This is a genomic window from Pseudomonas sp. SED1 (assembly GCF_034044025.1).
Lineage (GTDB): Bacteria > Pseudomonadota > Gammaproteobacteria > Pseudomonadales > Pseudomonadaceae > Aquipseudomonas.
Window position 1 is genome coordinate 90,197 of record NZ_JAXCIS010000176.1, and the last position, 15,886, is coordinate 106,082.

The following is a 15,886-nucleotide window of genomic DNA, read 5'->3' on the forward strand; positions in this document are numbered from 1 at the left end:
GGCAGAATCCGCTCCGTCCTAGGGGAGTAGTCTCCCACGAGCGCCACGCTCGTCCGGCATACGTCAACATACTTGGTCAACAGGCCATGGCGTATGCGACCCAGGAGTCCGCACAGACGGACCGGGGTTTGACAAGACCTATGACACGAACACCTTACCCGGGGCGGGAAGGCTGTACGTGTCATAGCCGTGTCGACCCGCCCCTGGAACTTACCTGATGCTGGATTCCCTGCTTGTCCCTACCGCAATCGTTGCCTTGGCCGAAATTGGCGACAAGACGCAACTGCTCGCGCTCATTCTCGCTGCACGCTTTCGCAAACCCTGGCCGATCATCGCCGGCATCGTCGCCGCGACCCTGGCCAACCATGCGGCCGCCGGTGCCGTGGGGGCCTGGTTCGGGAGTTTCTTCTCGGATGCGGTATTGCACTGGATCCTCGCGGCGAGCTTCTGTGCCACCGCGCTCTGGACCCTGGTGCCCGACAAGCTCGACGATGACGAAGCCAGTACTTCCCGCAAGTTCGGGCCATTCCTGACCACGTTGATCGCGTTCTTCCTCGCGGAAATCGGCGACAAGACCCAGATCGCTACCGTGATGCTCGCGGCGCAATACCCGGAACTGTGGCTGGTGATTATCGGCACGACCCTGGGCATGTTGATTGCCAACGTACCGGTGGTGCTGGCGGGGAATTTCGCGGCGGACAAATTGCCGCTGACGCTGATTCGTCGACTGGCGGCTACGGCGTTTTTCATCCTGGCCATTGTCGCGGTGTACAAGGCCATGCAGAGCAGTGGCTGGATCTAGGTAAGCCAGGTCATTCCCACACACGGTGTGGGAATGATCATTCTCAGGATTTTTTGGCCTGCTGATACAACGGCATCACCTTCGGAATCGCCGCCTGCAACGAGGCGATCCGGCTGTCGGAGGCCGGGTGAGTGCTCATGAACTCAGGTGGCGAGCCTTCCGAGGCCTTGGCCATTTTGTTCCACAGGGTAATTGCCGCGTTCGGGTTGTAACCGGCACGCGCCGACAACTCCAGGCCAATCAGGTCCGCTTCGTTTTCGTTGCTGCGGCTGTTGGGCAAGGTCATGCCGTAGTTGGCCACGGTATCGGCCAGCGCCAGGCTGTCCTGACCCAGGCCGAACAAGGCACCGGCTCCCTGCTTCGCCATTTCGATACCGTAAGCCTTGGACATGGCTTCTCGGCCGTGTTCACGCAAGGCGTGGGCAATTTCATGACCCATCACGGCGGCGAGTTCGTCGTCGGTCAGTTTGAGATTGTCGATCAACGCGCTGTAGACAAAGATCTTGCCGCCAGGCCCGCAGTTGGCGTTCATCTCGTCACTTTTGATCAGGTTCACTTCCCACTTCCACTGCGCCGCATCCGAGCGGAAGGTGGGCGCCTGGGCGATCAAGCGGTTGGCTATTGCCTGCACGCGCTTGGCGTTGGCACTGGTCTTGTCCACCAGCCCTTTGCCACTGGCTTCACCCAGGGTCTGCTGGTACGACTGCGCATACATCTGGTCGACTTCCTGGCTCGACAACATACTGAACATGTACTGCTTGCGCTCAACGCCCACGGCGCCGCCGCTGGTGGTGTTGACCGACTGACAACCCGCGAGCAATACCGCCGCGCCCAACGCACATACCGCTACCGTCTTTTTCATCAACCTGCTCCCTGGAAACATGGCGCGTATCGTAGTCGGCCAATTGTATCGGCGCCAGATACAACAGACGTGTAGCGGCCAGATTTCAGACATATCCCACATTGACGTCCTCGAGGCTAACCCGGAGTCAGGCACTCCGGCCCATTCAGCTTCGGATCGTTGACCATATTGGCCAGCACCCGCTCGCGCAACGCAGTGGGTTCACTGGCCAACAAAGCCTGCAAGGTGTGCAACGGTGTCTCGGGGTTCAACCAGGCGGCCTGCCCCGCCGCATCCAGAATGAGCGGCCGGCGCTGACTCTGCGCAGCCTGGGTCACTACCGCCGTGCTCAGCCACACCTGCTCCTGCACCGGATACGCTTCCCAGATTGCCGCAAAAAACAGCGTGCTGCCCTCCCCCGGCGTCAGCCAGTACGGGCGCTTGCGCTGGGTGCCGCGCCATTCGTAGAAACCATTGGCCGGCAACAGGCAGCGGCGCTGGCGAAAGGCTTCGCGAAACATCGGTTGCTCTGCCAGGGTTTCCGCGCGGGCATGGGCAGGAGTGCGCGAGAGATCGGTCAGCCAGGGCGGCGTCAGGCCCCAGCGCGCCCGAGCCAGGGTGTGCTGGCCGTCGCTGAGGCGCTGGATCAGCACCGAATCATTCGGAGAAATGTTCCACTGGGCCTGCTGGTCGGCCGGAAAGCCCGGCAAGGCAGCAAACGAGGGGTTCCAGCGAAACAGGGCATAACGTCCACACATGGGGCAACACGACTCTTGGAGAAACTGGCCGACAGCCTAACAGACCAACACGTCGGGAAAGCTGTCGGGTTCATCGCCGGGCACCGGTTGCGCGCCGTTGTAGGCAGTGATCAGCTCACGGGCGTAGGCCGCCTGGTCATTCTCCACTGCCAGGGCCAGCAGGCCATAGATCGGTAATTCGCCGGTGCCACCGAGCAAATCGCGCCCCACCAGGTGCGCGGTGACGCCCTCGCTTTCGAGCATGCCTTGCAGCAGCTCACCTTCCATCAGGTTTTCCGGCTCGTAGATTCGCTGCATGGGCGTACCTTTTATTTATTCGTTCTCGCTGCGTACGTTGAGCATCCATTCGCCGTCATGAACCTGCAGCTCGAAAACAATAGGCCGGCAGCACACCGGGCAATCCTCTATATATTCCTGATCGCCCGCCGACAGGTCCAGTAGCGCGGTGACTACCTCTCCACAATAAGGACATTCGTACGACTCTTCTTCCATCGCGGTCTCCAAGGTGACTTGTGCGTATAATCGCCGGTCTATTTACAGGGCTATTTTTCGTCCCGGCCAATTGCCCGGACCACGCCCTGATATTTATTGTTCCAAACCTTTACTTACCCTAGCCGTTTCTAACAAGAGAGCATGATGGGCGAATTCGATACCATCCGACCTTACAACGACAGCGAAGTCCCGGCAGTGCTGGCCCGACTGTTCAGTGACAAGGCCTTTCTGGACATCCTGACCCACTTTCGCTTCCCGCGCTTTGCCGGCGCCTTCGGCTGGCTGCTCAAGCCGATGATCGCCCATAAACTGCGCCGTGAGTTTGCCGGCGTCACCACCGTGGCCACGCTACAGGACAAAGTCGAGTTTTACGTCGACCACACCATCGAGCGGGCGACCGACGGGGTGACCTACACCGGCGTCGAGCAGTTCAAGTCCGGCAGCGCCTACCTGTTCCTGGCCAACCACCGCGACATCGTGATGGACCCGGCCTTCGTCAACTACGCCGTGTACCACGCCGGCCTGCCCACGCCACGGATCGCCATCGGTGACAACCTGCTGCAAAAGCCGTTTGTCAGCGACTTGATGCGCCTGAACAAGAGTTTCATCGTGCACCGCTCGATCACCGGGCGCAAAGAGAAGATGGCGGCTTATCAGTTGCTGTCGGCGTACATCAACCATTCGATTCGCAATGACTGCCAGTCGATCTGGATCGCCCAGGCCGAAGGCCGCGCCAAGGATGGGGATGATCGCACCGAATCGGCGATCCTCAAGATGTTCCACATGAGCCGCAAGGACGAGCCGTTCGCCGAAGTCATCCAGTCACTGAACCTGACGCCGGTGTCCATCAGCTACGAATACGACCCGTGCGACGCAGCCAAGGCCCGCGAGCTGTACATCCGCGCCACCACCGGCACCTACAGCAAGGCGCCGGGGGAAGATGACGTGAGCATTGCGCTGGGCATCACCGGTTACAAGGGCCGGGTGCACGTCAACTTCGCGCCGCCGATCACCGAGGCGTTCGAAGACACCAAACTGCTGGCGATCGAGATGGACCGGCAGATTCTGGGCGGTTATCGGTTGTTCCCGGTGCACTACCTGGCGTACGCCCAATGGAGCGATGCCGACCCGCAATTGCAGGTGCCGACCGCAGCCGAGGTGTTCCCGGCGGATGAGTTGGCCAAGGCGAAAGCCGAGTGGGAGCGACGCTTGAATGCATGCCCGGTAGAGCATCGGCCATATCTGGTGCTGCAATACGCGACGCCGGTGAGGAATCAGTACCGGGTCAAGGCCGGGATTGCCCTGTAACCCGGTACCAGCAACAGCGCAAACCTAATGTGGGAGCGGGCTTGCTCGCGAATGCAGAGTGTCAGTCAATACATCTGGTGACTGATCCACCGCATTCGCGAGCAAGCCCGCTCCCACATTTGTTTTCAGGGTGTTCTTACAATCGGGTACTGAGCAAGGAAACCAGCAACGCCAGCCCCAGACAGACAAAACCCAGCCGGTAGAACAGGCGATGGGTACGTTGCGTCAGCACATCAAGAAACAACATCGGTTGATCAATGGCCCGCAGTTCGCTTTGTGCGGCAAGCCTGGCCATCGCGCGCTGTTCGCGCAGGCGTGTGACAAACAACAACCAAGCCGCCGGGCAGGCGAGCAACAGGGCAAGGGAATTGAGCAGTAGTGCGGTCAGCGACATCGCAAACCTCGATGTATCAGTGTCCAGGTATCAATCCAGATACAAACCTGAATGATATGCGCCGCCTGCGCGTCATTACTCCTTCCCCATTGACGGCTAATGTATCCAGTAATTTACAGCGTCACCTGAACGTCACCTTAACAAGCCACTCTGTTGCCCTTCGAAAGCCCGGGAGCTTGTCATGTTGCACGCGCAGAACCAGGATCGGCTGTATCTGATTTCCCCAAGTGATGAGCAAGAGGCGCTGGTGGGCGGCCTGGCGTTCAATGTGCAGGACCGCCACTGGCTGGTGTACTGCGCCCTCGGCGGGCATCAGCATGCCGACCTGCCGGAGCTGGATTTGCTGACTGGCGTGAGTGTGCTGGACTTTTATGTCGAAACGGCTGCATGAAAACTGCAGGCGAAAAAAAACCGGGCTCATCGCTGAGCCCGGTGATCGTTCCCACGCGCCGCAAAGGAATGCCGACTGGGGCGCTCCGCGCCCGCCTGACAGTTATTGCGAGCTAAGCAGCGAACCGATGCTCGGGTCCTTGAACAGACGCGTCAGGGCATCGCTCAACACATCGCTGACCAGCTTGGTGTTGGTCTCCTGGTTCGGCGCCATGCCGAAGCGCTGGTCCAGGGATGCGCCGTAACGGCCGCTGTAGCGACGGGTGCCGGCGGTCACGTCGGACTTGAAGGTCGCGCCGATGGTGGCTTCAGTCACGTACAGGCCTTCCTTGGGCGACTGATACTTCAGCTCGGCCAGGGTGATGGTCAGTTGCGGAGCACCGGGCGAGTTGGACGGGGTGAAGCCCAGCAGGCGCACAGCCGCTTCGGCCTGGGCTTGCAACTTGGGCAGCACGTCGGCACCGGTCACCGTGATGGCGCTGGTTTCCGGGTACAGGCCGCCACGGGTGCCGAGGGTCGGCGACGGACGCCCATCAACCACACGCACCGACACCGGCTGGCCATGGCCCACAGGCGCCAGTTGGGTGGTGATTTTCGGTTGCGGGCTGAGTTGTTGCGGGCTGTGGGCGCAGCCAACCAGGGTCAAACTGGTCACAGTGATCAAACCGAACAACAGGCGTTGCAACATACTCATTTCTCCAGGACTAGATGCAAACAGGGCGCCAGTATAACGGTGAGCGCTCGCCACTCACCACAAATCCTGAACGGCGCCTGAACTGTCGGCGAAATTACAATTTTCACACAGAACCGTCACCACGTTGTCATGCCAGACTGCCAACCTTCGCAGCATGTAACGAACCGGGTACACACCATGCGCCTTCTCAAATCATTGTTCTTTTCCCACACCAGCCATCGTCACTTTGCCCTGCTCGATGCCCAGGGTTGCTGCCAGGCCTTCAAGCAGTGCAGCCTGCCGCCCGTCGGTGACGGCTGGGTCGAAGTCGAAGAGACTCGCCTGAGCTGGATGCACCGCCCGCTGCCGGCCAGCGCCCGGATCAACCCACGGGTTTCGCAGCCACAGCAACGGCATGTGTTGGCCTCCTGACCAGACTGCTAATAAAAGTCATTAAACACGCCCATTTGCGCGCATTTCTTCGCTACAATCTCCCCCCGATTATAAGGACGTCTCCTGATCGGGCCTCGCAGCATCGCTAATGCTCCTGTATTAGCTCCCCGCACCGCCCACAGAGAGCCGCCCACACAGATCGAGTGAAGCTGGCGAGCTTGCTGTTTTCTCTGCAAACCATCGTCTTTACCCGAATCTGCCAGAGCTGCCATGCGCTCGGCCACTTGAGTTGTTTGCCCGTTTTGCCGCTTGCCGGCAGTGATTTCGGGCCAGGTGCCAGGCTGGGGCAGCCCTTTTTTGAGGTTCACGTCTTCAAAAGAGCGTGAAAAAAACGGGTTTTCACAACTTCACAAGAGTGTGGCGAGCAAATGAATAGTTTTGCGTTTGTACAAGCACCATCAGCGTCTGGAACAGCCCCACCACACAGGACCGAGTACTCCTCAAGAACCGGAGCTTGAAGCCTGTCCGCTACGGATTTGGTTGCACGATCGGACGAGCTTGACCATAAGTCGAATTGCCACAGGCGCCCTTAAATGCGTTCATACGCAGATCAGGCCCGGTCGGCAGCGTCCGCTTGCGATAAATTGCGAAGAATCGGACATGGCGATCCTGGCCATGGGTAACCTGGGGCATCACGTGAACCGCCCCGTCACTCCTGGCAGCCATGCCGTCAATTTGGTGCTGCAGATTTTGGAGACGCGTTAAATGGCGCATAACGAAGCAGTCGACGTAGTACTGGTAGGTGCGGGCATCATGAGTGCCACCCTCGCCGTACTGCTCAAAGAGCTCGACCCCGGCCTCAAGCTGGAAGTCGTTGAGCTGATGGATTCGGGTGCCGCGGAAAGTTCCAACCCGTGGAACAACGCCGGTACCGGCCACGCCGGGCTGTGTGAGCTGAACTACACACCGCAGGCAGCTGACGGCTCCATCGACATCAAGAAAGCCGTGCACATCAACACCCAATTCGAGGTGTCGAAGCAGTTCTGGGCTTACTTGACCAAGAAAGGCACCTTCGGCTCGTCCAAGTCCTTTATCAGCGCCGTGCCGCACCTGAGCTTCGTGCAGGGCGAGAAAGGCGTGTCGTTTCTCAAGAAGCGCTTTGAAACCCTCAGCCAGCACCACGCGTTCTCGGACATGCATTACACCGAAGATCGCAGCGAGATGGCCGAGTGGATGCCGCTGATGATGCCCGGTCGCCCGCTGGACGAAAAAATCGCTGCCACCCGCGTGATGAACGGCACCGACGTCAACTTCGGCGCCCTGACCAACCAGTTGCTCTCGCACCTGACCAGCGCGCCGGATGCCCAGGTCAAGTACAGCAAGCGCGTCACCGGCCTCAAGCGCAACGGCGCCGGCTGGACCGTGAGCATCAAGGACGTCAACAGCGGCAATTCCCGTGATGTAGATGCCAAGTTCGTGTTCCTCGGCGCCGGTGGCGCGGCCCTGCCGCTGCTGCAAGCTTCTGGCATCGAAGAAAGCAAAGGCTTCGGCGGCTTCCCGGTCAGCGGCCAGTGGCTGCGTTGCGACAACCCGGAAGTGGTCAAGCACCACCAGGCCAAGGTCTACAGCCAGGCGGCCGTGGGTTCGCCACCGATGTCCGTTCCGCACCTGGACACCCGCGTAGTCGACGGCAAGAAGTCCCTGCTGTTCGGGCCATACGCCGGCTTCACCACCAAGTTCCTCAAGCACGGCTCGTTCCTTGACCTGCCTATGTCGATTCGCGCCGGCAACATCGGCCCGATGCTGGCCGTGGCCCGGGACAACATGGACCTGACCAAGTACCTGGTCAGCGAAGTGCGCCAGTCCATGGAGCAGCGCCTGGAATCCCTGCGCCGCTTCTACCCTGAAGCGAAAGCCGAAGACTGGCGCCTGGAAGTGGCCGGCCAACGGGTGCAGATCATCAAGAAAGACCCGAAGAAAGGCGGCGTGCTGCAATTCGGTACCGAACTGGTTGCGGCCAAGGACGGTTCGTTGGCGGCTCTGTTGGGTGCTTCCCCGGGCGCTTCGGTGACGGTGTCGATCATGCTGGAACTGATCGAACGCTGCTTCCCGGAAAAAACCGCCGGTGAGTGGGCGACCAAGCTGCACGAGATCTTCCCGGCTCGGGAAAAGGTCCTGGAGACCGATGCCGAGCTGTATCGCAAGATCAACACGCAGAACAACATCAGCCTGGAACTGGTTGACGCAGGAGCGAGCTTGCTCGCGAAAAACGTTAACGATGACGCAGCGCGCCTGGTTTAACGCGGCGTTCTCAGGTTCTTCGCGAGCAAGCCCGCTCCTACAGTAATAAGCAAAAACGCCCCGATCTCACGATGAGACCGGGGCGTTTTTTTTCGTCCGCAACAATCAGCCGCGGGCTTGTTCGATCAGCTCGATGTACTCGGCGGCGTTGCGCTGGTCCTTGATCACTTCAACGAAGGTCTGGCCGTGCTCGTCCTTGCCGTCGAGGTCCAGGCCGGCTTCCTTGAAAAAGCCCAGGAAGCGCTCGAAGTCGTCGATACGCAGGCCACGGTAGGCCTTGATCAGTTTGTGCAGGGACGGCGAAGTGGCGTCTACCGGCTCGAAATCCAGGAACAGCTTGATTTGCTCGTCGCCGATTTCATCACCAATCAGCTGTTTCTTATCTTTACGCATTACCGACTCCAGCCTGCAGACATTTACACGGGAAAAGCAGTTTACCTGCGGCACAGCGGCTTCGAAAGCTACACGGACCAATGTGGGAGCTGGCTTGCCTGCGATAGCGGTAGGTCAGTTGACCCCTTTATCACTGACACATAGCTATCGCAGGCAAGCCGGCTCCCACATTGAGTGTATTTACACGGCCGAATCCGCGTCGGCTTGATTATTTGGCGCGCACGGCGCCGGTGTGCAAATCAGCCCAGATATGGCCGTTGGCGTAACTGAGGAACTGCACATACACCGTGTCGTTGCGCAACAAATCGACGATGACCCGATACTGGGTCATCGGGTACGACAAGGTCAGGGTTTTGCTTTTATCGTCGAACACCGGTTTTTTCAGGCTTTTGCTTTCAGCATCGAAATTGAGGATCACCTGGGCGATGGTCGCGCCCTTGTTCAGGGACTTGCCCTTGAGGCGGATCATCAACGGCGAGGTCACCGGGATCGGCTGCTGGGTGGATTGGCGCTGATTACCCACCACCACCGAATACTCGGTGACTTGCAGCAATTGCTGCTGATCCGGGGTTTCGGCGCGCAGGGTCAGGTCGTCAGGCGGCAGGAACTGGCTGTGCAACGGCGCCGGTGCGGCCGCCAGGGGCAAACTGAGGGTCAGCGCCAGGGCGGCGCAACTGCGGATCAAAAAGCGCATGGGCCGCTCCGTGGAAGATGGCCCAGCACTTTAGCTCAATCGAACTGGGCAAGCATCCAGCGCTGATACTCAGCCACTTCAGCATCGCCTTCACGGGGAGCCCAACTCGCCAGCTCACCCTCGCCCACCGGTCGATACGGTCCGGCTTTGCACTCGAACATCAAGGTATCGGGCTCCAACACCACCAGTCCGTGAAACACACCGGGTGGCAAATCGACGCCTTGGCACTCACCGCCCGCCTGCATCACGCGTTTGGTCAACACCTCGCCGGTCTCGCTGAAAATCAACAGGCCCAGGCGGCCCTTCAGCACCAGTAAGGTTTCTGCCTTATCGGCACTCAAATGACGATGAGGCGGCACATAGGTGTTGGGCTGCATCCCGACGGCCATGCGATGGCACGGCTCTTCCATCTGATGAAAGTTGTGGTGATGCCGGCCACGAGGGCTGTCAGCCGCTTTCTCGGCCAACTCCGCAAACAGCGTTTGATCAAGAAAGCTGGCCATTGATTACATCCCCTTAACGGCGTAGATCCCGTTGGCATTACGCCAGTAGCCTTTGTAGTCCATGCCGTAACCGAAAATGTAGCGGTCGATGCACGGCAGGCCCACATAATCGGCCTTGAGGTCCGGACGGGCCTTGCGGTCGTGGTTCTTGTCGATCAGCACAGCGGTGTGCACTTTGCGCGCGCCGGCGTGTTTGCAGAAGTCGATGATCGCGCCCAGGGTGTGCCCTTCGTCGAGGATGTCGTCGATGATCAACACATCGCGGTCGATGAACGAGACTTCCGGCTTGGCTTTCCAGAACAGGTCGCCGCCGCTGGTTTCATTGCGATAGCGGGTGGCGTGCAGGTAGGACGCTTCCAGCGGGAATTGCAGGTGAGTGAGCAATTTACCGGCGAAAATCAGGCCACCGTTCATCACGCAAAAGACCACCGGGTTAGTGTCGGCCATTTCGCGGGAGATGTGCGCGCCGACCTTGGCGATGGCCTCTTCGACTTGCGCTTCGGTGTACAGGCAGTCAGCCTCGCGCATGATTTGACGGATATGCTCGAGATCAGCGGACATGGCGCTCTCCAAGGGGTGCTGTGGCAAGAAAAGCGGGCAAAGGTACGCATGTGAGGCGCAACGTTCAAGCCTTAATGGACTAACGTACTAGATGTCTATAGGACAACACCCTCGGATAGATTAATCTAGGCCGGTTTTTTTGCCCGCCGCCGGAGCCTTTCCCCATGCCCATCCGTGAGATCCGCCACCCGCTGATCCGACATAAACTCGGCCTTATGCGCCGCGCCGACATTAGCACGAAGAACTTCCGTGAGCTTGCTCAGGAAGTCGGAGCGCTGCTCACCTACGAGGCGACCAAAGATCTGCCCCTGGAAAACTACGAGATCGACGGTTGGTGCGGTCCCGTCCAGGTCGAGAAAATCGCCGGCAAGAAGATTACCGTGGTGCCGATCCTGCGCGCCGGTATCGGCATGCTTGAAGGCGTGCTCAGCCTGATCCCGGGCGCCAAGGTCAGCGCCGTGGGCGTGGCCCGCAATGAAGAAACACTGCAGGCCCACACCTACCTGGAAAAACTCGTACCGGAAATCGACGAGCGCCTGGCGATGATCATCGACCCGATGCTCGCCACCGGCAGCTCCATGGTTGCCACCATCGACCTGCTGAAAAAAGCCGGCTGCAAGGACATCCGCGCCATGGTGCTGGTAGCCGCTCCCGAAGGCATCGCCGCCGTCGAGAAAGCCCACCCGGACGTGTTGATCTACACCGCGTCCATCGATGAACGCCTGAACGAACACGGCTACATCATCCCGGGCCTGGGCGATGCCGGCGACAAGATCTTCGGTACCAAGCAGAAGGACGCGTGACCATGCAGGATGAATTCAACGACCCGCTTTGGCGCCAGATTCTGTCTGGCGCACAGATGCTCTTCGTAGCATTTGGTGCGCTGGTGTTGATGCCGCTGATCACCGGTCTCGATCCAAACGTCGCCCTGTTTACCGCAGGCTTGGGCACTTTGTTGTTCCAAGTGGTCACCGGGCGCCAAGTGCCGGTGTTCCTGGCGTCGAGCTTTGCGTTTATCACCCCGATCATCCTCGCCAAGCAGCAGTTCGGCCTGGCGGCAACCATGGGTGGGGTGATGGCGGCCGGTTTCGTTTATACCTTCCTCGGCGCTGCGGTGAAGATCAAAGGCACTGGTTTCATCGACCGGCTGCTGCCGCCAGTGGTGATCGGGCCGGTGATTATCTCCATCGGCCTGGCCATGGCGCCGATTGCCGCCAACATGGCAATGGGTAAAGGTGGCGACGGTGCCGAGCTGATCCCTTACAAAACGGCCATGCTGATCTCGATGCCGGCGCTGCTGACGACGTTGATCGTGGCGGTATTCGGCAAAGGCATTTTCCGCCTGGTGCCGATCATCTCCGGCGTGCTGGTGGGTTTCGCCATGGCGTTCTACTTCGGCGTGGTGGATACCGCGAAGATCGCCGCTGCACCGTGGTTCGCCCTGCCCCACTTCACTGCACCAGAGTTCAACTGGCAGGCGATCCTGTTTATCGTCCCGGTGGCCCTGGCCCCGGCGATCGAACACATCGGCGGTGTGATTGCCGTGGGCAGCGTGACCGGTCGCGACTACCTGAAGAAGCCTGGCCTGCACCGCACGCTACTGGGTGACGGCATCGCCACCACCGCTGCCGGCCTGTTCGGCGGCCCGCCCAACACGACGTACGCGGAAGTGACGGGCGCCGTGATGCTGACCAAGAACTACAACCCGAAAATCATGACCTGGGCGGCGGTGTTTGCCATCAGCCTGGCGTTTATCGGCAAGTTCGGCGCGCTGCTGCAGAGCATTCCAATCCCGGTGATGGGCGGCATTCTGTGCCTGCTGTTCGGCTCGATTGCCGCGGTGGGGATGAACACGCTGATCCGCCACAAGATCGACCTCGGCGAAGCGCGCAATCTGGTGATTGTGTCGGTAACCCTGGTGTTCGGGATTGGCGGTGTGCTGGTAGGTACCGGCACTGGCCCGAATGACTTTGGCCTGAAGGGCATCGCCCTGTGTGCGGTGGTAGCGATTGCCTTGAATCTGCTGCTGCCGGGCAATGATGGCTGGAAGAACAAGAAGCCGGATGAGCCGCTGATCTAACTGCCAACGCAAAACCAATGTGGGAGCGGGCTTGCTCGCGAAAAACCTGAGGGCGCCGCGTTTATTCTGAATAAACGCGTCATCGTTAACGTTCTTCGCGAGCAAGCTCGCTCCTACAGTGGAGCCTTACGGCCCCGTTAGAGCTCGCCCAACGCATCAATCAGCGCCTGGTTCTGCTCCGGCGTGCCGATGCTGATCCGCAGGAACTGGGCAATCCGCTCCTGCTTGAAGTGCCGCACAATCACCCCTTGCTCCCGCACTTTGGCTGCCAGTCCGGCGGCGTCATGCCGTGGGTGACGGGCAAAGATGAAGTTGGCCGCCGACGGCAACACTTCAAACCCTTTGGCCTGCAACTGCCCCACCAGCTTTTCACGGCTGTCGATCACCAGTTGGCAGGTGTTCTGGAAGTGTTCACGGTCTTCAAACGCAGCCGCCGCACCGACAATCGCCAGACGGTCCAGCGGGTAGGAGTTGAAGCTGTTCTTGACCCGCTCCAGCGCCTCGATCAGGTCCGGATGGCCCACGGCCAGGCCTACCCGCAAACCGGCCAGTGAGCGCGATTTAGAAAGGGTTTGGGTCACCAGCAGGTTCGGGTAACGGTCCACCAGGCTGATGGCGGTTTCGCCGCCGAAGTCGATATAGGCTTCATCGACCACCACCACCGAGTCCGGGCTGGCCTTGAGGATTTGCTCCACGGCATCCAGCGCCATCACGCAGCCGGTCGGCGCGTTCGGGTTCGGGAAGATGATCCCGCCGTTGGGCCTGGCGTAGTCCGACACGCGGATCTGGAACTGTTCATCCAGCGGCACTGCATCGAACGCAATGCGGTAAAGGCCGCAGTACACCGGGTAGAAGCTGTAGCTGATGTCCGGGAACAGCAGCGGCAAGTCGTGCTGGAACAAACCGTGGAAGATGTGCGCCAGGACTTCATCGGAACCGTTGCCGAGGAACACCTTGCCCGCGTCGATCCCGTAATACTTCGCCACCGCCTGCTTGAGCAGGTCGCTGTTGGGGTCCGGGTACAAACGCAGGTTGTCGTTCAGCTCGGCCTGCATGGCAGCCAGCGCCTTGGGCGATGGGCCGTAGGGGTTCTCATTGGTGTTGAGTTTCACCAGCTTGGTCAGCTTCGGTTGCTCACCGGGCACGTAAGGCACGAGATCCTTGACGAGCGGGCTCCAGAATTTGCTCATGTTTCAGTTCCCCTGCTTATCGTCAACGATGCGGTATTCGGCGCTGCGGGCGTGGGCAGTCAGCGACTCGCCACGGGCCAGCACGGAAGCGGTCTTGCCCAGCTCCGACGCGCCCTGTGGCGAGCAGAAGATGATCGACGAGCGCTTCTGGAAGTCATACACACCCAATGGCGAGGAGAACCGCGCGGTGCCTGAGGTCGGCAGCACGTGGTTGGGGCCGGCGCAGTAGTCACCCAAGGCTTCGCTGGTGTGGCGGCCCATAAAGATCGCACCGGCGTGACGAATCAGCGGCAGCCAGGCTTGTGGGTCGGCGACGGACAACTCCAGGTGCTCCGGTGCGATGCGGTTGGCCACTTCGATGGCTTGGTCCATGTCGCGCACCTGGATCAGGGCGCCACGGCCATTGATCGACTTCTCGATGATCTCGGCGCGCTCCATGGTCGGCAGCAGTTTGGCGATGCTGGCGGCGACCTTGTCCAGGAATTCGGCGTCCGGGCTGACCAGGATCGCCTGGGCGTCTTCGTCGTGCTCGGCCTGGGAGAACAGGTCCATGGCGATCCAGTCCGGGTCGGTCTGGCCGTCACACACCACGAGGATTTCCGAAGGACCGGCGATCATGTCGATGCCGACCTGGCCAAACACATGGCGCTTGGCAGTGGCCACGTAGATGTTGCCCGGGCCAACCACCTTGTCGACCTTCGGCACGCTTTCGGTGCCATAGGCCAGCGCCGCCACCGCTTGGGCACCGCCGATGGTGAAGACACGATCAACGCCCGCGATGCAGGCCGCTGCCAGCACCAGTTCGTTGATTTCGCCGCGCGGCGTAGGCACGACCATGACCACTTCGGTCACGCCGGCCACCTTGGCCGGAATCGCGTTCATCAGGACAGAGGACGGGTACGACGCTTTACCGCCCGGCACGTACAGGCCGGCGCGATCCAGCGGCGTGACCTTCTGGCCCAGCACGGTGCCATCGGCCTCGGTGTAGCTCCAGGAGTCCTGCTTCTGTTTCTCGTGGTAGCTGCGCACCCGCGCGGCCGCCACTTCCAGGGCTTCGCGCTGGGGCGCGGTGATGCGGGTCAGGGCCAGTTCCAGGCGTTCGCGGGGCAGGATCAGGTCGGCCATGGAGGCAACGTCCAGGCCATCGAACTGCCGGGTGAAATCCACCAACGCCGCATCACCGCGCTCGCGCACGGCCTTGATGATGTCGAGCACACGCTGGTTGACCGAATCGTCGGACACGCTTTCCCAGCTCAGCAGATGATCCAGATGATGGGCAAAATCCGGGTCGGCAGCGTTGAGTCGGGCAATTGCAGTGGACGTGGTCATAGCGAGGGCCTCAATAGAATTGGCAAAAACTCAGGCGCCCTAAACTAGCAGTCGTTTCCGCTTGGGCACCTGAGAATTCTGGCTATGAGGCGGATAGACGGGCGCGGCTTAGGGCCGCGCGGGTGAGTCAACCGCGGTGTCGAGACTCCACTGCCTTGCGCAGGGTGTCGATCAACGCCTGGATACGGGCGTGCTGCATTTTCATCGAAGCTTTGTTGACGATCAGCCGGGAGCTGATGTCGGCGATAAAGTCCTGGGGTTCCAGGCCGTTGGCGCGCAGGGTGTTGCCGGTGTCGACCACGTCGATGATCTTGTCGGCCAGGCCGATCAGCGGTGCCAGTTCCATCGAGCCGTAAAGCTTGATGATGTCGACCTGGCGGCCTTGCTCGGCGTAGTAACGCTTGGCAACGTTGACGAACTTGGTCGCCACCCGCAGGCGGCCTTTAGGCTCGACGTCACCGACACGGCCGGCGGTCATCAGCTTGCACAGGGCAATACGCAGGTCCAATGGCTCGTACAGGCCCTGGCCGCCGTATTCCATCAACACGTCTTTGCCCGCGACGCCGAGGTCGGCCGCGCCATGCTCAACGTAGGTTGGCACGTCGGTGGCACGCACGATCAGCAGGCGAACGTCGTCCTGGGTCGTGGGGATGATCAGCTTGCGGCTCTTGTCCGGATTCTCGGTCGGCACGATGCCCGCTTCAGCCAGAAGCGGCAAAGTGTCGTCAAGGATGCGGCCCTTGGACAGTGCGATGGTCAACATGGGAAACGTCAGTCCTTCATC

Annotated in this window: 21 protein-coding genes and 1 riboswitch; of the genes, 7 read left to right on the plus strand and 14 right to left on the minus strand. The window is 60.4% G+C overall.

All coding sequences use genetic code 11. From position 1 onward, the window contains the following. Positions 1–8 precede the first annotated feature (8 nt). A riboswitch (yybP-ykoY riboswitch) is annotated at positions 9–130 on the plus strand. 87 nt (positions 131–217) lie between these two features. Beyond that, on the plus strand, positions 218–802 hold the full coding sequence (locus SNL23_RS22275) for a TMEM165/GDT1 family protein (protein ID WP_003216166.1): 585 nt from the start codon (positions 218–220) through the stop codon (positions 800–802). 43 nt (positions 803–845) lie between these two features. On the opposite strand, the gene SNL23_RS22280 is transcribed toward SNL23_RS22275, so the two are convergent. The 4 genes from SNL23_RS22280 to SNL23_RS22295 all read right to left on the minus strand — a co-directional run bounded on the left by SNL23_RS22280 (position 846) and on the right by SNL23_RS22295 (position 2,893). Continuing rightward, positions 846–1,664: a M48 family metallopeptidase gene (locus SNL23_RS22280; RefSeq protein WP_318303538.1), complete on the minus strand. Its 819-nt coding sequence runs from the start codon at positions 1,662–1,664 to the stop codon at positions 846–848. 116 nt (positions 1,665–1,780) lie between these two features. Then, positions 1,781–2,401, minus strand: coding sequence for an SOS response-associated peptidase (locus SNL23_RS22285; RefSeq protein WP_076014408.1), 621 nt, complete (start codon positions 2,399–2,401; stop codon positions 1,781–1,783). Between the two features lie 36 nt (positions 2,402–2,437). Continuing rightward, the gene (locus tag SNL23_RS22290) at positions 2,438–2,698 is read right to left on the minus strand and encodes a putative signal transducing protein (protein WP_076014409.1); all 261 of its coding nucleotides are present in this window, start codon (positions 2,696–2,698) and stop codon (positions 2,438–2,440) included. Between the two features lie 15 nt (positions 2,699–2,713). After that, entirely contained in the window at positions 2,714–2,893 is a 180-nt protein-coding gene (locus SNL23_RS22295) for a CPXCG motif-containing cysteine-rich protein (protein ID WP_003216161.1), read from the minus strand. Positions 2,894–3,037: 144 nt separating this feature from the next. On the opposite strand from SNL23_RS22295, the gene SNL23_RS22300 reads away from it, so the two are divergent. Beyond that, positions 3,038–4,201, plus strand: a complete 1,164-nt coding sequence (locus SNL23_RS22300) for a 1-acyl-sn-glycerol-3-phosphate acyltransferase (RefSeq protein WP_178124243.1) — start codon at positions 3,038–3,040, stop codon at positions 4,199–4,201. A gap of 136 nt (positions 4,202–4,337) precedes the next feature. Here SNL23_RS22300 and SNL23_RS22305 read toward each other — a convergent pair whose 3' ends face one another. After that, on the minus strand, positions 4,338–4,595 hold the full coding sequence (locus SNL23_RS22305; protein WP_076014411.1) for a hypothetical protein: 258 nt from the start codon (positions 4,593–4,595) through the stop codon (positions 4,338–4,340). A 181-nt stretch (positions 4,596–4,776) separates the two neighbouring features. On the opposite strand from SNL23_RS22305, the gene SNL23_RS22310 reads away from it, so the two are divergent. Beyond that, positions 4,777–4,986 (plus strand): hypothetical protein, encoded by a 210-nt coding sequence (locus SNL23_RS22310; protein WP_076014412.1) that lies wholly within the window; start codon positions 4,777–4,779, stop codon positions 4,984–4,986. A gap of 102 nt (positions 4,987–5,088) precedes the next feature. Here the strand turns inward: SNL23_RS22310 and SNL23_RS22315 are convergent, their stop codons facing one another. Beyond that, positions 5,089–5,673 (minus strand): YajG family lipoprotein, encoded by a 585-nt coding sequence (locus SNL23_RS22315; RefSeq protein ID WP_003216157.1) that lies wholly within the window; start codon positions 5,671–5,673, stop codon positions 5,089–5,091. 183 nt (positions 5,674–5,856) lie between these two features. On the opposite strand from SNL23_RS22315, the gene SNL23_RS22320 reads away from it, so the two are divergent. Then, entirely contained in the window at positions 5,857–6,090 is a 234-nt protein-coding gene (locus tag SNL23_RS22320) for a hypothetical protein (RefSeq protein ID WP_076014413.1), read from the plus strand. 8 nt (positions 6,091–6,098) lie between these two features. On the opposite strand, the gene SNL23_RS22325 is transcribed toward SNL23_RS22320, so the two are convergent. Then, positions 6,099–6,419, minus strand: a complete 321-nt coding sequence (locus tag SNL23_RS22325; RefSeq protein ID WP_143503552.1) for a hypothetical protein — start codon at positions 6,417–6,419, stop codon at positions 6,099–6,101. Between the two features lie 397 nt (positions 6,420–6,816). Here SNL23_RS22325 and mqo point away from each other — a divergent pair, with 397 nt between their 5' ends. Beyond that, complete coding sequence (gene mqo, locus SNL23_RS22330) at positions 6,817–8,352, plus strand: malate dehydrogenase (quinone) (RefSeq protein WP_318303541.1); 1,536 nt, start codon at positions 6,817–6,819, stop codon at positions 8,350–8,352. Between the two features lie 105 nt (positions 8,353–8,457). On the opposite strand, the gene SNL23_RS22335 is transcribed toward mqo, so the two are convergent. The 4 genes from SNL23_RS22335 to SNL23_RS22350 all read right to left on the minus strand — a co-directional run bounded on the left by SNL23_RS22335 (position 8,458) and on the right by SNL23_RS22350 (position 10,503). Next, positions 8,458–8,745, minus strand: coding sequence for a PA4642 family protein (locus SNL23_RS22335; protein ID WP_076014415.1), 288 nt, complete (start codon positions 8,743–8,745; stop codon positions 8,458–8,460). Between the two features lie 208 nt (positions 8,746–8,953). Beyond that, positions 8,954–9,439 carry a hypothetical protein gene (locus SNL23_RS22340; RefSeq protein ID WP_076014416.1) on the minus strand — a complete coding sequence of 162 codons (486 nt, stop codon included), beginning with the start codon at positions 9,437–9,439 and terminating at the stop codon, positions 8,954–8,956. A gap of 35 nt (positions 9,440–9,474) precedes the next feature. Then, positions 9,475–9,942, minus strand: a complete 468-nt coding sequence (locus tag SNL23_RS22345; RefSeq protein WP_076014417.1) for a WbuC family cupin fold metalloprotein — start codon at positions 9,940–9,942, stop codon at positions 9,475–9,477. Positions 9,943–9,945: 3 nt separating this feature from the next. Next, the gene (locus SNL23_RS22350) at positions 9,946–10,503 is read right to left on the minus strand and encodes a hypoxanthine-guanine phosphoribosyltransferase (protein ID WP_076014418.1); all 558 of its coding nucleotides are present in this window, start codon (positions 10,501–10,503) and stop codon (positions 9,946–9,948) included. A 164-nt stretch (positions 10,504–10,667) separates the two neighbouring features. On the opposite strand from SNL23_RS22350, the gene upp reads away from it, so the two are divergent. Together upp and SNL23_RS22360 are read left to right on the plus strand one after the other, a co-directional pair. After that, positions 10,668–11,306: a uracil phosphoribosyltransferase gene (upp, locus tag SNL23_RS22355; protein WP_088422747.1), complete on the plus strand. Its 639-nt coding sequence runs from the start codon at positions 10,668–10,670 to the stop codon at positions 11,304–11,306. Between the two features lie 2 nt (positions 11,307–11,308). Beyond that, positions 11,309–12,583: a uracil-xanthine permease family protein gene (locus tag SNL23_RS22360; protein ID WP_076014420.1), complete on the plus strand. Its 1,275-nt coding sequence runs from the start codon at positions 11,309–11,311 to the stop codon at positions 12,581–12,583. 137 nt (positions 12,584–12,720) lie between these two features. Here the strand turns inward: SNL23_RS22360 and hisC are convergent, their stop codons facing one another. The 3 genes from hisC to hisG form a co-directional block, all read right to left on the minus strand. After that, complete coding sequence (gene hisC, locus SNL23_RS22365; protein WP_076014421.1) at positions 12,721–13,773, minus strand: histidinol-phosphate transaminase; 1,053 nt, start codon at positions 13,771–13,773, stop codon at positions 12,721–12,723. 3 nt (positions 13,774–13,776) lie between these two features. Beyond that, complete coding sequence (hisD, locus tag SNL23_RS22370; protein ID WP_076014422.1) at positions 13,777–15,102, minus strand: histidinol dehydrogenase; 1,326 nt, start codon at positions 15,100–15,102, stop codon at positions 13,777–13,779. A gap of 127 nt (positions 15,103–15,229) precedes the next feature. Then, positions 15,230–15,865 carry an ATP phosphoribosyltransferase gene (gene hisG, locus SNL23_RS22375; protein WP_003188599.1) on the minus strand — a complete coding sequence of 212 codons (636 nt, stop codon included), beginning with the start codon at positions 15,863–15,865 and terminating at the stop codon, positions 15,230–15,232. Between the last annotated feature and the right edge of the window lie 21 nt (positions 15,866–15,886).

Coding starts and splice junctions, on each gene's coding strand:
- SNL23_RS22275 (WP_003216166.1), top strand. CDS start 218: ATGCTGGATTCCCTGCTTGTCCCTACCGCAATCGTTGCCTTGGCCGAA.
- SNL23_RS22280 (WP_318303538.1), bottom strand. CDS start 1,664: ATGAAAAAGACGGTAGCGGTATGTGCGTTGGGCGCGGCGGTATTGCTC.
- SNL23_RS22285 (WP_076014408.1), bottom strand. CDS start 2,401: ATGTGTGGACGTTATGCCCTGTTTCGCTGGAACCCCTCGTTTGCTGCC.
- SNL23_RS22290 (WP_076014409.1), bottom strand. CDS start 2,698: ATGCAGCGAATCTACGAGCCGGAAAACCTGATGGAAGGTGAGCTGCTG.
- SNL23_RS22295 (WP_003216161.1), bottom strand. CDS start 2,893: ATGGAAGAAGAGTCGTACGAATGTCCTTATTGTGGAGAGGTAGTCACC.
- SNL23_RS22300 (WP_178124243.1), top strand. CDS start 3,038: ATGGGCGAATTCGATACCATCCGACCTTACAACGACAGCGAAGTCCCG.
- SNL23_RS22305 (WP_076014411.1), bottom strand. CDS start 4,595: ATGTCGCTGACCGCACTACTGCTCAATTCCCTTGCCCTGTTGCTCGCC.
- SNL23_RS22310 (WP_076014412.1), top strand. CDS start 4,777: ATGTTGCACGCGCAGAACCAGGATCGGCTGTATCTGATTTCCCCAAGT.
- SNL23_RS22315 (WP_003216157.1), bottom strand. CDS start 5,673: ATGTTGCAACGCCTGTTGTTCGGTTTGATCACTGTGACCAGTTTGACC.
- SNL23_RS22320 (WP_076014413.1), top strand. CDS start 5,857: ATGCGCCTTCTCAAATCATTGTTCTTTTCCCACACCAGCCATCGTCAC.
- mqo (WP_318303541.1), top strand. CDS start 6,817: ATGGCGCATAACGAAGCAGTCGACGTAGTACTGGTAGGTGCGGGCATC.
- SNL23_RS22335 (WP_076014415.1), bottom strand. CDS start 8,745: ATGCGTAAAGATAAGAAACAGCTGATTGGTGATGAAATCGGCGACGAG.
- SNL23_RS22340 (WP_076014416.1), bottom strand. CDS start 9,439: ATGCGCTTTTTGATCCGCAGTTGCGCCGCCCTGGCGCTGACCCTCAGT.
- SNL23_RS22345 (WP_076014417.1), bottom strand. CDS start 9,942: ATGGCCAGCTTTCTTGATCAAACGCTGTTTGCGGAGTTGGCCGAGAAA.
- SNL23_RS22350 (WP_076014418.1), bottom strand. CDS start 10,503: ATGTCCGCTGATCTCGAGCATATCCGTCAAATCATGCGCGAGGCTGAC.
- upp (WP_088422747.1), top strand. CDS start 10,668: ATGCCCATCCGTGAGATCCGCCACCCGCTGATCCGACATAAACTCGGC.
- SNL23_RS22360 (WP_076014420.1), top strand. CDS start 11,309: ATGCAGGATGAATTCAACGACCCGCTTTGGCGCCAGATTCTGTCTGGC.
- hisC (WP_076014421.1), bottom strand. CDS start 13,773: ATGAGCAAATTCTGGAGCCCGCTCGTCAAGGATCTCGTGCCTTACGTG.
- hisD (WP_076014422.1), bottom strand. CDS start 15,102: ATGACCACGTCCACTGCAATTGCCCGACTCAACGCTGCCGACCCGGAT.
- hisG (WP_003188599.1), bottom strand. CDS start 15,865: ATGTTGACCATCGCACTGTCCAAGGGCCGCATCCTTGACGACACTTTG.